Genomic DNA, 12,603 nt, shown 5'->3' with positions numbered 1-12,603 from the left:
GAGTCTCTTATGTTAGCAGTGAGACTATACCTCATATTGAATAAACGTTCAAAAAAGTACTTGAACGTTTATTCAATTACAAGTATCTTGAATGAACATTCAATAAAGAGTTGTTCCCATGTCTGATAAATTATTTACTCAATACTCACTTAACTCAGTGGTCACGCTAAAAAACCGCATCCTTATGGCGCCGTTAACACGGTGTATGGCTGATGAAAATTTAGTCCCTACCCAAGCAATGGCTGATTATTATCAAAAGCGAGCAGGGACAGGATTGATTATTTCAGAAGCAACCATTATCCGCCCTGATGGACAGGGTTACCCGAACACTCCTGGTCTCTATACCAGCGAACAAATACAAGGTTGGCGAAAAGTAACTGATGCGGTTCACAGTCAAGGTGGGAAAATATTTGCACAGTTATGGCATGTAGGGCGAGTTGCCCACCCATACTTTTTTGGTGAAGGCGAGGTGCTCGCTCCTTCGGCAATTGGGATTGAAGGTTCGGTTCCCCGAATGAGAGAACTGACATATCAAACTCCGAAAGCAGCAAGCTTGAGTGATATTGAGCAGTTAATTAAAGATTATGCTAAAGCAGCAGAAAATGCGTTAGAAGCTGGCTTTGATGGTGTTGAAATACATGGTGCAAATGGCTATTTGATTGACCAATTTTTGCATTATGCGAGCAACCAACGAAATGATGATTATGGCCAAACGCCAAGTAATATGTCGCGCTTTGCCCTCGAAGTTGTTGATGCTGTTATTGCGGCCATAGGCTGTGAGCGTACAGCATTAAGAGTGTCACCGGGTGCCTATTTTAATATGCAACCAGATCCAAAAGATCGCGAAGTCTTCGATTATTTGTTAACCCAGCTATCAACAAGAAACTTGGCGTATTTACATGGCGGCATTTTTGACGATGCGATGGAGTTTGATTATCTCGGTGGGCGAATCTCCCGTTATTTGCGCGAGCACTACCGCGGCACGTTAGTGGGGGTGGGAGGATATTCACCCGAATCAGCAGCCACCGCAATTGAAAATAATGAATTTGATTTAATCGCAATAGGCCGACCATTGATTGCAAATCCAGATTATGTTGAACGTGTAAAGCATCAGCAAGCTTTAACGCCATACAGTGAAGACATGTTGAGCACATTGGTTTAGTCATTAAATTAAATAGCGGGCATAGATGCATCGTTGCCCGCATTTCCTGAATAAGCCTTAACATGATCTGTCAGATGCGAATAATAAAACTCAACCAAATCTGACAGTCACAGCCATAAGCAGACATTGAAGATTTTTTAATGTATGAAGTCAAGATTTGACCCCGTTCACTTCTTGAAGTCAAGATTTGACCCCGTTCACTTCTACCGTTCACTTCTAAAACTTTAAGTTTCCAATAAAAAATATCAGTGAATTTTGTCCGGTTTTAAACTGTTTGTTATGTATTTGGTTCGCCTATAAACTTGATAAAATTTGATCCCAGCTTAGTAGTTCTACTTTCAAGAACAGGCTTACTTCTGTCAACGCCGTAATCTTCTTGAGTAATAAAGCCCTTAGCAAATAGTTCTTTCCATACAGTATTATAAATTTCGTAATTACCAACCATTTCAGGAATAGCATTTTCTAATAAATCTCTGATAGCACCAGTATTTAAACCTGCATTCCATTTCGGGAATTCATGCTTATTATGTTCTGCCCATTTCATTGGATTATCAATTAAATGTAAAATTTTGATATGCCAAGATGAAAAGGAATCAATAGCTTGTAGATAAACATTTTGCACAACATCATCTGGTGATTCACCCATAGCAGAGCTACAAATGACATTTTTTAAAGCTTTTAGCTTTTCTTGATCATGATTTTTTATTGCTATAGCACTAGCATTTATTAGCGTAGTCATAAACCGTTCATTATTTTGAAGAGTGTTTTCTGTTATCACTCCGTCATCTAACAATTTATTTATAACTTCAGTGACTTGTACCATCCAAGCTGTTTTTCTCTTTAGCATTGGAGGTTCAATTATGGCATTAAATGCTTCAACTGAAGCACCTCCTATTAAAGGCACCATTGATAAGGTTGCTCTAACTATTCTATGAGATTTCTCTGATGATGGCTCTATTATTGGGTCAATCAGTTCTTTATCTATTCTGTTACCCATAACCTAAACTCCAAAACCTGAAAAATACATAACGAGCCTGTAGATTTACTCGTTTTAAATTTGTTTTTATTAATCAGCAAACCATAACTGAGTTCCTATTTTGATTCAATCATTTAGGCTATTTTGAGGTGAGATTTTAAATCGGGGTTTTAGATGGGTTTTCTTGCGGTTTCTGTGGGTGTTTAAGTGTTTCAAGTACGGAGTTCATCAGAGGCCGGCGGGGGTCAACTCCCGCCACTCTTTTCTTGATAATCTGAGGAAGAGCAGAGCCTGTATATATGTCAGTGCTGATATTTTTTAATATCTATTAATTAGAAAACCACATGAGCAAATGTTAACGACCAAAAAGAATAAACGATTTATTTTGCATTTTTTACAAGATAAAAACCAATCGTGCTTGCAAAGCGGGTCGTGTCCATATATGTCATGTATTTCTATTTTTTTCATCGAGCAGTGTAACTAACAGTTGCTCAATATTTTTTACACTGTAGGTGAGTGCGCGTATCAGCTCTACTTGGCTTTGCGGGCTTTCTTCATTTGTTGATTTTGCTGGTGCATTCGCGGTTAAATTATCTTTTTGGGTTAAAATCGCTTCACGAAATTCACTGGCATCTATCACGCCCAGCAATGACACTAATGCGCCTTGGCCTGATTGCCCTGCGGTTTCAAAGCTTAACCGGTACAGGCCAAATAACCGCATCAGCGGGCCTTGGCTTAAGCCGACATCAGTGATTTTTTCAAGCGGTATGGATTTTTCTTCTTTAAACAAAATACCGCGTTTTACGACTAACTTACGCTCAAGTAAGTCTGCTGACATTGCAGCTAAAATTCGCCCTGCTAGTAACCAAATAACGAGACCAACCACTGGCATGAACGGTATGCCAACCATGCTCACCACACATACCACTATGCCAAACGTTAACCAATATTGTTTTACTTTAAGATCGAACGTGGCACTTTTTAAAATAGGATCAGACATACAAATATAAAATACATGACAGCAATAAATATCTAATTGATTTTAAATAGTTTGTATTCAAAAGCAAGACAAAATTCGATATAAAAGGGAATGATGTATGCTATGGATTCAGCGTTAAAACAATTGATGTACGGACTTTTCACTATCAAAACTGATGATGCGTATAAATTGGCTTAAGCTTTTCAGGCATCACAAAACTAGGCGCATGCCTAGCTTGCTTTAATGATGGTTAAAAGGTGCGAGTTAACCGAACCCGCGATACCAATTTTGTTGATGTTGATGGGCACATTGACTAAGGGCACTGGGTTGGTCTGCGTAGTTGCTGTATTGCCGCCTTAATTTTGCACAGCTTCGAGCCAAACGGCGGTTTCTATTCCCAATTCGACCATTATTTTAAGTTGAACCAATGGCAAAACCAATGGGATCAAATCTTGACTTCATACATTGTGATTAATCACTAACTGCTTTTCGCTCCTCGCTGCCTGTCAGATAAAGTCTAAACCTAGTTGCGTATACTGTCAGATCAGATATGAGCTACTACATTTCACCTCAGGCTATCACGCTGCTAATTTTTTAATTTATCAAGTTCGGTCACGGCTTCAATAAACTTACTTTCTAGAAACTGTTTTTCGGTTTCAATTTGCGTCGCTTTATCTTGGGCTGCTTTAACTTGTTGCTCTAATTGATTAATTTTTTCATCAAGTTTAGCGTTACTTTCGACATTATTGATGTTAGATAACTCTTGATTTTTTTGACGTAAGTAATTGAGTTCTTTGCCTTGTTTGGCAAGTTTGGCTTTATAGTCACTGGCAAGCTCGACCAATTGAGTTTGTTGAGCTGAATACCGATTGATTTGTTTTTCGAGCTGCATTTTTTCTTCATCATTTTCCATTTGTGCAACAAGTTGGTCGTTTTCACTGATAAATTGTTTATTTTCTCTTTGTAAGGACTCCACAGCATCATACTGTTGATAAAGTTTTGTTTTTGTATGCTCTAAACGTTTTTTACTGCTGATCAACTCTCCTTTGAGTTTTTTGATCAGTGCATTGGAACGATCGAGCTCTTTTTCGAGTTTAATTATTTTTTCTTCATCTTCTTTATTGTTATTCGCTGATTGGCTTTGGTGTAAGTCTCGCAATTGAGCTTCAAGAATTTCGTGGACATTGGTTAATTGATTGAGGGTTTCCGTATGGCTGTTAACCGATTCAAGTGCTTCATTCACTGATTGTTGGCAGAGGGCTATCTGTTGGTTATTTTCTGGCAGCTGACCGGTTAAGCGATTCACAGCGCTGCTGACTATACGGAACTCTCTGAACATAAATAACAAGATCAAAAACCAACCACTGATTATAAGCAGGCCTAAATCGAATGCTAAAATCTCGAGTACTTTGTCTGGCAGCATAGGCTCTCCGCGGTGTCGTTATGAAACAGCCATAATTAACTGTTTGTACTGAACTTTAGTTTAGCTTGATTACAAAATAGTGCCTATAATCAATATTCAGTACAATTTATGGCTGATCCTGTTAGGAGTTGGTGTTAAGTGAAAATTCTGATCGTTGATGACAGTGTTGCCATGCAAGCAATCGTTCGCCGAGGACTTGAGCAGTTTGGTTACAAACAACTAAAAATAAAACAAGCAAATGACGGGATTGAAGCACTTGAAAAAATCGGTCAATGGCAGCCTGATATTGTGTTAAGTGATTGGCACATGCCAAATATGTCGGGTTTAGAATTATTAATCGAAGTTAAAAAGCGCGAATTACCCATTAAAATTGGCATTGTGACAACTGTGTGTGATGAAGAACGAATTGATTTGGCATTAGAACAAGGGGCGAGTTTTGTTTTAAGCAAACCTTTTGAAGATGACGCATTACACAAAGCGTTGCTGCCATTAATGCAAGGTGCGTTTGAAACTGAAGAAATACTCAATACCCAAACCAGTACAAGTAGCGCATTAGTTTTGCCGAAACTGTCACAATTAGAAAAAGTGTTACATCGCTTTTTACACCAAGACATCAGTTTATCAGAGCTGCCAGTACAAGCGTTTAGCGGTGAAAAAATACCTGCTTTATTAGCGTTATTTGAAGATCTCGAAACGCAAAAAGTCCGGGCTGTTGCCATGTTAGATATACGAGCTACTTGCTTATTCGGCGGGTTAAAAAATGAATTAACCGCTCAAAAAGTAGACCGCTATTTAACCAATAAAATGATCAGTAAGCATATTTTAGATGGGTGTGAGCAAGTGATGCAAAGCAGTGCTTTTGCGTTTTTGGATCGCAAAACGCGGAAGAATTTACGTTTAAAATGCGTGAGCTTCGTACCAAAGACGTTTGCGAAACTCGAAATTTTATACGCAAAACCTGAGTCTGAACGTATTGATATCCTATGCGAGATGCCAGGATATCAATCTGGTATAATGACTATTGTCAGTTCGTAACTGTTAGCCCAAAATTTCTTCTGTATCTTCTTTTATATCAAGATAATCACTTTCGTCCAGTTCAAGTGTCTTTAGAACGGCTTCTTTCACAAATGGCCAATCAGGCGAAGCAACAAAACGTTTTTGTACATGGACTAAATTTTCAGCCATTTTTAATGTAGCAAACGTCAGTTCATCAATATTATTCCAATTTCCCGTCAAGAATGAATGGTCATGATGACGCAATATGATCTGGCAAATGTCTTTAGGTAAATGCCAAGAGGTTGCTAAATAATAGCCAATGACGGCATGATTGGTTTGGTAAGCCAGTTCCTCCCTTTCAATCAAAGAGGTGTGATAGTCTCGATTTGCAGCTGCTAAAACATGAACATAGTCTGGATATTTTAAGGCCATAGCAGGAATTCCAGCATCATGAAATAACCCTACGAGATGTAAGTTTTCAATTGGGACCCGTGATTTTATTTTTTTACCGATGACAGTCGCGATATTTGCAATTTCACTTGCACTATCCCAAAAGCGCTCTAACGAGATACAACATTGTTGTTGGTTGAACGCCTGTTTAATTAAAAACCCTGTCACTAAATGGTTAATGCTGTCTAACCCTAAGAACATGACAGCTTGTTTAATGTCAGTAACAGTTCTTGCCAACCCATAATAGGGAGAATTGATCACTTTAATAACCGCTGCTGCAATCGCGACATCTTCATTGACTATATCTGCAATGTCATTAAGTTCTGGTTCTGGTTGTGAAATAGCTTGTTGTAGTCGCGTTAATAATTCCGGCTTAGGTGGTAGGTTAAACCCTTTACTGAGATCCGACAGTACATTGTCATCAATATCAAACATAGTTTCCCTTGTCGATTTGCTGTGTGTAAATATGAGCTATGCCATAGTTTAGTGATTAATTTACTTTTTAGCACAAAAATAGGTCAATTCATTTGATCTAAGTTAAGTCAGTCGGACATCGATTTATCGTAATTAATTGGCTTAAGCTAAAGCCTTTTCAGTTAGGCTCGTTTACAATAGCGGGGTTTTTTATTCTAGTATTGAGAGTCCTGCATGAGCCAAACTACCCGCCTAAATAAATTTATCAGTGATACTGGTTTTTGTTCTCGCCGTGAAGCAGATAAATATATTGAAGAAGGGCGAGTGACTGTGAATGGTGAAAAGCCGGAGATGGGGGCAAAAGTCACCGATAATGATTCAGTGATGATTGATGGACGGCCGTTAAAAAATAAACCTAAGTTTGTCTTTATCGCATACAACAAACCAGTTGGTATTACATGCACAACAGAGAAAAAAATTCAAAGTAATATTGTTCGCGCGATTAACCACCCAGAACGTATCTTTCCAATCGGCCGCTTAGATCGCCCATCAGAGGGGTTGATTTTTTTAACCAATGAAGGCGATATGGTGAATAAAATTTTACGAGCGGGCAATAACCACGAAAAAGAATACGTTGTTCAAGTCGATAAATCGATTAATAGCCAATTTATAAAAAAAATGGCCGGTGGAATTCCAATCTTAGGCACTGTGACCAAGCGTTGTAAGGTAAAACAAACGGGTGACCGTCAATTTACAATAACATTAACACAAGGCTTAAATCGTCAAATAAGACGGATGTGCGAGTTTTTAGGATATGAAGTGGTCACGTTACAACGTACTCGTATCATGAATATTACCTTAAAAGGGCTCAGACCAGGACAATGGCGAGATTTAACCGAAAAAGAAATGGCCCTGATTAATCGTGCAATAGCAGGTTCAGGCAAAACCGAAGAGCTCTCAGTGGATCCAAACAAACGAACAGATTTCAAAAAAACGACTAAACCAGTGCAAGAACAAGCATCAGAGCCTAAAAAACGTGCTATGAGACTCGACAAACAACAAGTGATAAGAGAGCCGAAAAAAGGCACGTTATCTTTAAAGCGAAAATGATGATTGGTCTGAACAATTAATCACAATTTATTTATCAATCAAAAGGATTTTACATGGCAACCATATCATTCAGTGACGAAAAAAAAGTGCAGTTAATTGATAAGTTGCAGCGCTATTTTGAACTAGAGCTTGACTATGATTTAGGTCAATTTGATGCAGATTTTTTACTCGACTTCATTAGTAAGGAGTTTGGTGCTGTTTACTACAACCAAGGCCTGCATGATGCTCGCAACATCATAGAACAAAAGATTGAACTAATTGGTGAGTCAATTTATGAGATTGAGCAGGTAGAAGGCTAATATTTTTTGCTCAATTCCTATAAGTGAGGTTATTTCTTTTCGATGTACAAAATGACCTCACCGACCTTGAAGCCAAGTTTAGTGAGTTCAGTTCTGTTAAATAAACGATTTTCATCAATTAGATACATCCAATCATCGAGCGTGATTTGATACTCAGTGCCATCAACAGGAATCAACAAATCATATCGCCAATATAAAGCTGAGCCTGAGGTTTGACCTGAGGCTGTGCCAACAACATCGTTTGCAGTCCCTTTGTATTGGCCGTTACCCAGCGCTTCGAGCTGCCAAATTCGGGTGTTTTTTTCCCCATCATCAAAGGTAAACCATTCTTTTATTTCGCCTTTATTGCCGTCCCAACTTGCTTTTAGGTCGACTTCGAATCGACGTGTCAGGGTGCCGCTACGATCTAACACAATACCATATGCAATTAAATCACCCTCGAAAAATGTTTCTAAACGTAAGTTAGGAGTCGTTGTACGGTAATCTGTGAGGTTTTGACTGCTGCATCCGTTAATAATAAAAAGGAAAACTAAAAAGCTAATTAAGCGAGTCATATTGATATTCCAAGTAGTTGTTTACGCAAATCGGGTCGTGTTGTTTTATCTGAGAGCCAAATTGCTAAAAATGCGGGTCCAAAATCAGCATCATTGACGGTACCAATTAACTTATCTTGTTGATAAAAGTGGCTTAAGTTATCTTCTACTCTAATCGTGAGCACGTCATTTTTTTTAATATCCGGCCAAATGGTTTTGAGTTGTTTCAACCATATTTCGATATTTGAATGACTGAGATCAATTTTTTTCCATTGCTGCTCAGTTGCTTCTATTAGATCATCTCTTTTGATGTCTCTTAAATATGTAATCTTAAGTGCTATGGGACGTTGCTCTTTGTTAAAAGAAGAAGATGCTCCATACAACTGAGCTTTATATAAAGACCAGAACAACACCGACATTTCTCCTTCTCCAATTTTAACCAATGAGTCAGTGGGAGAAGCAGAGACAGGATGGGTGAGTAAAATAGCGACCAAGCAGAAAATTACACGCATGATGCTTCCTTATTTTCTTTAATCACTTCCACGGTGCTTACACGACTAACACTGACGGCCAATGGCAGAAGTACAGCCCATACGATGGCAAATGAAATTAAAAAGTAGGTTGTAGACACTGAAGTACCGAATGCACTAAGAGATAGCGCCGCATAATAACTTGCAGGGCCACTTATCGCGCCAATACAAACTAGATGAGGTATCTGCAGCTTTTTCATCCATGAAAAGGAGTGATTAAGAGAAACCGCAAAGCAGCACCATAATAAAATAAGCCAAAATGGCATGAATGTGCTGTCAACGTTTATAACCTGAATGGATATTAATCCCTGATCGGCAAGGCAACCAATAACAGCAACTGCTAACACTTTTAAATCAGCAACTTTACTTGGACTAATCGCAAAATGAGATAAAAGAAGCAACAGCAAAAATGCAGTGGCTTCATCAGTGAAGTTGGCGCTGAGCAACCAACTAACCTGAAAAAAAATGAAGTTAATAACTAAGAACGGTTTCATCGTGTGCGTCTTTATAACTTGGCTTACGTGCAACAATGTGATGTGTACTGATGACTCGCTCGATAAATGCACCTTCACAATAACAAAGGTAATAATGCCACAAACGTTTAAACTGCTCGTCATAACCAAATGATTGAATTTCCTCCCAGTTTTTATTGAACTGTTGGCGCCAATCGAATAGGGTTCGCGCATAATGAAGACCAATATCTTCAATATGATCAACCATCATATTGGTTTGGTTCGCAATGTGGTTACCCATCACCGCGATTGAAGGTAAGCATCCGCCTGGAAAAATATACTTTTGAATAAAGTCGACGCTTTTCCGGTATTGATCGTAACGTTGATCTGCGATCGTGATGGCTTGGATAAGCATTTTCCCGTTCTCTTTAAGCAGGCTATTACACTTACTAAAAAAACTAGGCAAAAAAGCATGACCCACGGCTTCAATCATTTCAATTGAGACTAATTTATCATATTGCCCTTCTAGTAGACGGTAATCTTGCTTGAGCAACGTGATTTTGTTGTTTAAACCAAGATCGTTCACTTTTTGTTGTGCAAACTCATATTGGGCGTCTGAAATAGTTGTCGTCGTCACTTTGCAGCCATAATGCGTGGCAGCATAAATAGCCAAGCCACCCCAACCAGTACCTATTTCAATTAAATGATCATTTGGTTGCAGATCTAACTTGTCACAGATTGTAGCAAGCTTATTTCTTTGCGCTTGGGCTAATGAGTCACTCGGGGTGGTATAAAACGCACACGAATACATCATAGAGCTATCAAGGAAACGCGTGTACAAATCATTACCAAGATCGTAGTGAGCCAGAATGTTCTTTTTCGAACCGCTTTGGGTATTGGCATTTTTGAAATTTAATAAGGCATTTTTTATCTTGGCGACTACGCCTGATTTTTGCTCAAGTTCATCAAGCTGTTTCTGACTGCGGGCAAATACGCGAACCAAACAAGTGAGGTCGGGCGTAGTCCATTTTTGAGCTAAATATCCCTCCGAAGCGGCTATACTGCCGCCTTTGATGAAGTCGATATAACATGTGACATCGTGTATGTGCATTTGCGCTTTAAGATTGGCATTAGTATTGCCAAACACGTGACAGCTAGCCCCTTCATGGATTTCGATGGCCGCATTTTCTAGTTGGTTGAGCAGTTCAAATACAATCTTACGGCATTTGTTATTAAACCAACTGATGTTGCTGTTAAGTGCAAGTTGTTGTGTTTGTTCCATTATTACCTCAACGATGTTGATAAGGGACAAAAGGCACACGTTTTAAAAATAACTTGAGTGCTTGCCAATAAATGCCACCAACGACCTTGAGTGTCATAAAAGGTAAGCTTAGCCATGTCCGCAAAGACGCAAGACTATCGAATGGCTGCTTAGTTAAAGCCATCGTTGCGTCGAAGACTTTTACGTGTGTTTCGTCGTTAGGGTGGTTTTCAATGTGAACGTTTAACTTTTGCGTTGGTAAACTGACCACCCACTTATATTTCATTTGCATCGCCATAAATGGTGATACATGGAATGTCTTTTCGGTCAAGTCGTCACTATTAATATTAACCAAATAATAATGACGTTGATTCCAAGGTGTATTACTTACTTCAGCTAACATCCAAGTGCATGTTCCATCAACGTTGTAGCAATAAAACAAATTAATCGGGCTAAAATAAAGTCCTAAACTGCGGCATTGGGCAACCATCACAACCTTGTGGCCATCCCATTGCCCACCTAAAGAAGACACTTTATTTGCAATACGTTGCTTTAATTCACCCGGTTCACTTTTTAGATAGTCTTTTTCTCGAAAACGAATAGGGTGGTACCAACGGGTGCCAAATAGCGAGTAGGTGTTGCTTAACACTGATAATTCATCGAGGTCTAGGCTGAACATCGAGAGTTGATAACTAAACTGGTGTGATGTGGGACTAAAGCGTCTGTGACGGATTTTCCCTTTGTAAACACCACTTTGGATTGTCATAGCGTGATCCCAAATCGTTCAGCCATCTCGACTGCGCTACGAACGCCATCTTCATGAAAACCGTTATGCCAATATGCACCAGTAAAATGGGTGTTATTTATGCCGCATATTTCAGGGCGGCGTTGTTGAGCGTTAAGGCTTTGATGGTTAAATACAGGGTGATGATATAGAAATTCACCTAAAATCTTGTTTGAGTCGATTTCCTCTGATTGGTTGAGGGTGACACAAAATGTATGCTCGCCATGGATACCTTGGAGAATATTCATGTTATAGGTCACGCAAGCAGGGCGGTTAAGGTGTTCATTAATTTGATAATTCCAGCTTGCCCACGCGAGTTTTCGAACAGGTAATAAACGTGTATCCGTGTGAAGCGTCACGGTATTTTTACTGTAAGGTATATCACCCAAGATGCTATTTTCTGCATCTGTCGGATCACCAAGGAGCGCCAGAGCTTCGTCAGAATGACAAGCAAACACGATTTCATCAAATAAGCGCTGCGAACCGTCAGCAAAGTGAACGGTCACCGTGTTTGACTGGCGGGTCACGGAGCAGATTTGGCTCTTTAATTCGATGTTATCTTTAAAACGCGCGATTAAAGGCGCAATATACTCGCGCGAACCGCCTGGAATAACATACCATTGTGGGCGATCATTAACGTTCAATAAGCCGTGGTTATAAAAGAACTGTACAAAAAACCGTAGTTGAAATGCTTTCATTTCCACTAAGCTGGTTGACCAAATAGCCGCACCCATAGGCAAGATATAATTTTGGCAAAAATAGTCACTAAATTGATGTTGCGTTAGAAAGTCACCCAGTGTGAGCTGAGGTGCAATGTCATTACTCGCGTATAAAGATTTACATTGTTTGTTAAAGCGAAGAATTTCATTGATCAATGACCAAAACTTAGGTCGAAATAGATTTCGACGTTGTGCGAACAAACTATTGAGGTTATTTCCATTGTACTCAAGGCCGTTGACCGAGTTCATTACGCTGAAGCTCATTTCAGTTGGCTGCAATGGTACATCTAGCTGACTTAAAAGCTTTAAAAAATACGGGTAAGTTCGGTCGTTGCAAACGATAAACCCGGTATCTATCGCATAGTTTTTTCCGTCTAGTTCAATGTCTTTTGTGGCAGTATGGCCACCAATGTAATCATTTTTTTCAAATAAGGTGACGTTATGTTCACGGCTGAGCAAGTAAGCACTTGTTAAACCTGATATTCCACTACCAATAATGGCGATTTTTTTCATTA

Annotated in this window: 14 protein-coding genes; 4 read left to right on the top strand and 10 right to left on the bottom strand. The window is 39.2% G+C overall.

Features of this window, described 5'->3' with window-relative positions; all coding sequences use genetic code 11:
* Window positions 1-118 precede the first annotated feature (118 nt).
* Window positions 119-1,162: an alkene reductase gene (locus AC3KVK_RS17085; RefSeq protein WP_490310454.1), complete on the top strand. Its 1,044-nt coding sequence runs from the start codon at window positions 119-121 to the stop codon at window positions 1,160-1,162.
* A 277-nt stretch (window positions 1,163-1,439) separates the two neighbouring features.
* Here the strand turns inward: AC3KVK_RS17085 and AC3KVK_RS17080 are convergent, their stop codons facing one another.
* The 3 genes from AC3KVK_RS17080 to AC3KVK_RS17070 all read right to left on the bottom strand — a co-directional run bounded on the left by AC3KVK_RS17080 (window position 1,440) and on the right by AC3KVK_RS17070 (window position 4,540).
* The gene (locus AC3KVK_RS17080; protein ID WP_490310455.1) at window positions 1,440-2,159 is read right to left on the bottom strand and encodes a hypothetical protein; all 720 of its coding nucleotides are present in this window, start codon (window positions 2,157-2,159) and stop codon (window positions 1,440-1,442) included.
* A 424-nt stretch (window positions 2,160-2,583) separates the two neighbouring features.
* Window positions 2,584-3,138, bottom strand: a complete 555-nt coding sequence (locus AC3KVK_RS17075; protein ID WP_490310457.1) for a PH domain-containing protein — start codon at window positions 3,136-3,138, stop codon at window positions 2,584-2,586.
* A 565-nt stretch (window positions 3,139-3,703) separates the two neighbouring features.
* On the bottom strand, window positions 3,704-4,540 hold the full coding sequence (locus tag AC3KVK_RS17070; protein ID WP_490310458.1) for a hypothetical protein: 837 nt from the start codon (window positions 4,538-4,540) through the stop codon (window positions 3,704-3,706).
* Between the two features lie 138 nt (window positions 4,541-4,678).
* On the opposite strand from AC3KVK_RS17070, the gene AC3KVK_RS17065 reads away from it, so the two are divergent.
* Entirely contained in the window at window positions 4,679-5,575 is an 897-nt protein-coding gene (locus tag AC3KVK_RS17065; RefSeq protein ID WP_490310459.1) for a response regulator, read from the top strand.
* A gap of 3 nt (window positions 5,576-5,578) precedes the next feature.
* Here AC3KVK_RS17065 and AC3KVK_RS17060 read toward each other — a convergent pair whose 3' ends face one another.
* Complete coding sequence (locus tag AC3KVK_RS17060; RefSeq protein WP_490310460.1) at window positions 5,579-6,421, bottom strand: HDOD domain-containing protein; 843 nt, start codon at window positions 6,419-6,421, stop codon at window positions 5,579-5,581.
* Between the two features lie 213 nt (window positions 6,422-6,634).
* On the opposite strand from AC3KVK_RS17060, the gene rluF reads away from it, so the two are divergent.
* Together rluF and AC3KVK_RS17050 are read left to right on the top strand one after the other, a co-directional pair.
* Window positions 6,635-7,510 carry a 23S rRNA pseudouridine(2604) synthase RluF gene (gene rluF / locus AC3KVK_RS17055; protein WP_490310461.1) on the top strand — a complete coding sequence of 292 codons (876 nt, stop codon included), beginning with the start codon at window positions 6,635-6,637 and terminating at the stop codon, window positions 7,508-7,510.
* 53 nt (window positions 7,511-7,563) lie between these two features.
* On the top strand, window positions 7,564-7,809 hold the full coding sequence (locus tag AC3KVK_RS17050) for a DUF2164 domain-containing protein (protein WP_490310462.1): 246 nt from the start codon (window positions 7,564-7,566) through the stop codon (window positions 7,807-7,809).
* Between the two features lie 29 nt (window positions 7,810-7,838).
* Here the strand turns inward: AC3KVK_RS17050 and AC3KVK_RS17045 are convergent, their stop codons facing one another.
* Genes AC3KVK_RS17045 through AC3KVK_RS17020 form a run of 6 tightly spaced genes read right to left on the bottom strand, consistent with a single transcriptional unit; the run spans window position 7,839 to window position 12,601 of the window.
* A complete protein-coding gene (locus tag AC3KVK_RS17045) occupies window positions 7,839-8,363 on the bottom strand; it encodes a DUF3833 domain-containing protein (protein WP_490310463.1) in 525 nt (174 codons plus the stop codon).
* Window positions 8,360-8,854, bottom strand: a complete 495-nt coding sequence (locus AC3KVK_RS17040) for a chalcone isomerase family protein (protein ID WP_490310464.1) — start codon at window positions 8,852-8,854, stop codon at window positions 8,360-8,362. Before AC3KVK_RS17040 ends, AC3KVK_RS17045 begins: the two co-directional genes overlap by 4 nt.
* The gene (locus AC3KVK_RS17035) at window positions 8,845-9,366 is read right to left on the bottom strand and encodes a DUF2878 domain-containing protein (protein WP_490310465.1); all 522 of its coding nucleotides are present in this window, start codon (window positions 9,364-9,366) and stop codon (window positions 8,845-8,847) included. Before AC3KVK_RS17035 ends, AC3KVK_RS17040 begins: the two co-directional genes overlap by 10 nt.
* Window positions 9,344-10,606, bottom strand: a complete 1,263-nt coding sequence (locus AC3KVK_RS17030) for a class I SAM-dependent methyltransferase (protein WP_490310466.1) — start codon at window positions 10,604-10,606, stop codon at window positions 9,344-9,346. Before AC3KVK_RS17030 ends, AC3KVK_RS17035 begins: the two co-directional genes overlap by 23 nt.
* Window positions 10,607-10,613: 7 nt before the next feature.
* Entirely contained in the window at window positions 10,614-11,351 is a 738-nt protein-coding gene (locus tag AC3KVK_RS17025; RefSeq protein ID WP_490310467.1) for a DUF1365 domain-containing protein, read from the bottom strand.
* The gene (locus tag AC3KVK_RS17020; protein ID WP_490310468.1) at window positions 11,348-12,601 is read right to left on the bottom strand and encodes an NAD(P)/FAD-dependent oxidoreductase; all 1,254 of its coding nucleotides are present in this window, start codon (window positions 12,599-12,601) and stop codon (window positions 11,348-11,350) included. Before AC3KVK_RS17020 ends, AC3KVK_RS17025 begins: the two co-directional genes overlap by 4 nt.
* Window positions 12,602-12,603 lie beyond the last annotated feature (2 nt).

The sequence above is a fragment of the Pseudoalteromonas sp. J2K-J979 genome (assembly GCF_058169715.2).
This window is presented reverse-complemented; position numbering and strand designations above follow the sequence as displayed.

What these genes read in the sequence shown, in the direction of transcription:
- AC3KVK_RS17085 (WP_490310454.1), top strand. Translation starts at nt 119, where the DNA reads ATGTCTGATAAATTATTTACTCAATACTCACTTAACTCAGTGGTCACG.
- AC3KVK_RS17080 (WP_490310455.1), bottom strand. Translation starts at nt 2,159, where the DNA reads ATGGGTAACAGAATAGATAAAGAACTGATTGACCCAATAATAGAGCCA.
- AC3KVK_RS17075 (WP_490310457.1), bottom strand. Translation starts at nt 3,138, where the DNA reads ATGTCTGATCCTATTTTAAAAAGTGCCACGTTCGATCTTAAAGTAAAA.
- AC3KVK_RS17070 (WP_490310458.1), bottom strand. Translation starts at nt 4,540, where the DNA reads ATGCTGCCAGACAAAGTACTCGAGATTTTAGCATTCGATTTAGGCCTG.
- AC3KVK_RS17060 (WP_490310460.1), bottom strand. Translation starts at nt 6,421, where the DNA reads ATGTTTGATATTGATGACAATGTACTGTCGGATCTCAGTAAAGGGTTT.
- rluF (WP_490310461.1), top strand. Translation starts at nt 6,635, where the DNA reads ATGAGCCAAACTACCCGCCTAAATAAATTTATCAGTGATACTGGTTTT.
- AC3KVK_RS17050 (WP_490310462.1), top strand. Translation starts at nt 7,564, where the DNA reads ATGGCAACCATATCATTCAGTGACGAAAAAAAAGTGCAGTTAATTGAT.
- AC3KVK_RS17045 (WP_490310463.1), bottom strand. Translation starts at nt 8,363, where the DNA reads ATGACTCGCTTAATTAGCTTTTTAGTTTTCCTTTTTATTATTAACGGA.
- AC3KVK_RS17040 (WP_490310464.1), bottom strand. Translation starts at nt 8,854, where the DNA reads ATGCGTGTAATTTTCTGCTTGGTCGCTATTTTACTCACCCATCCTGTC.
- AC3KVK_RS17035 (WP_490310465.1), bottom strand. Translation starts at nt 9,366, where the DNA reads ATGAAACCGTTCTTAGTTATTAACTTCATTTTTTTTCAGGTTAGTTGG.
- AC3KVK_RS17030 (WP_490310466.1), bottom strand. Translation starts at nt 10,606, where the DNA reads ATGGAACAAACACAACAACTTGCACTTAACAGCAACATCAGTTGGTTT.
- AC3KVK_RS17025 (WP_490310467.1), bottom strand. Translation starts at nt 11,351, where the DNA reads ATGACAATCCAAAGTGGTGTTTACAAAGGGAAAATCCGTCACAGACGC.
- AC3KVK_RS17020 (WP_490310468.1), bottom strand. Translation starts at nt 12,601, where the DNA reads ATGAAAAAAATCGCCATTATTGGTAGTGGAATATCAGGTTTAACAAGT.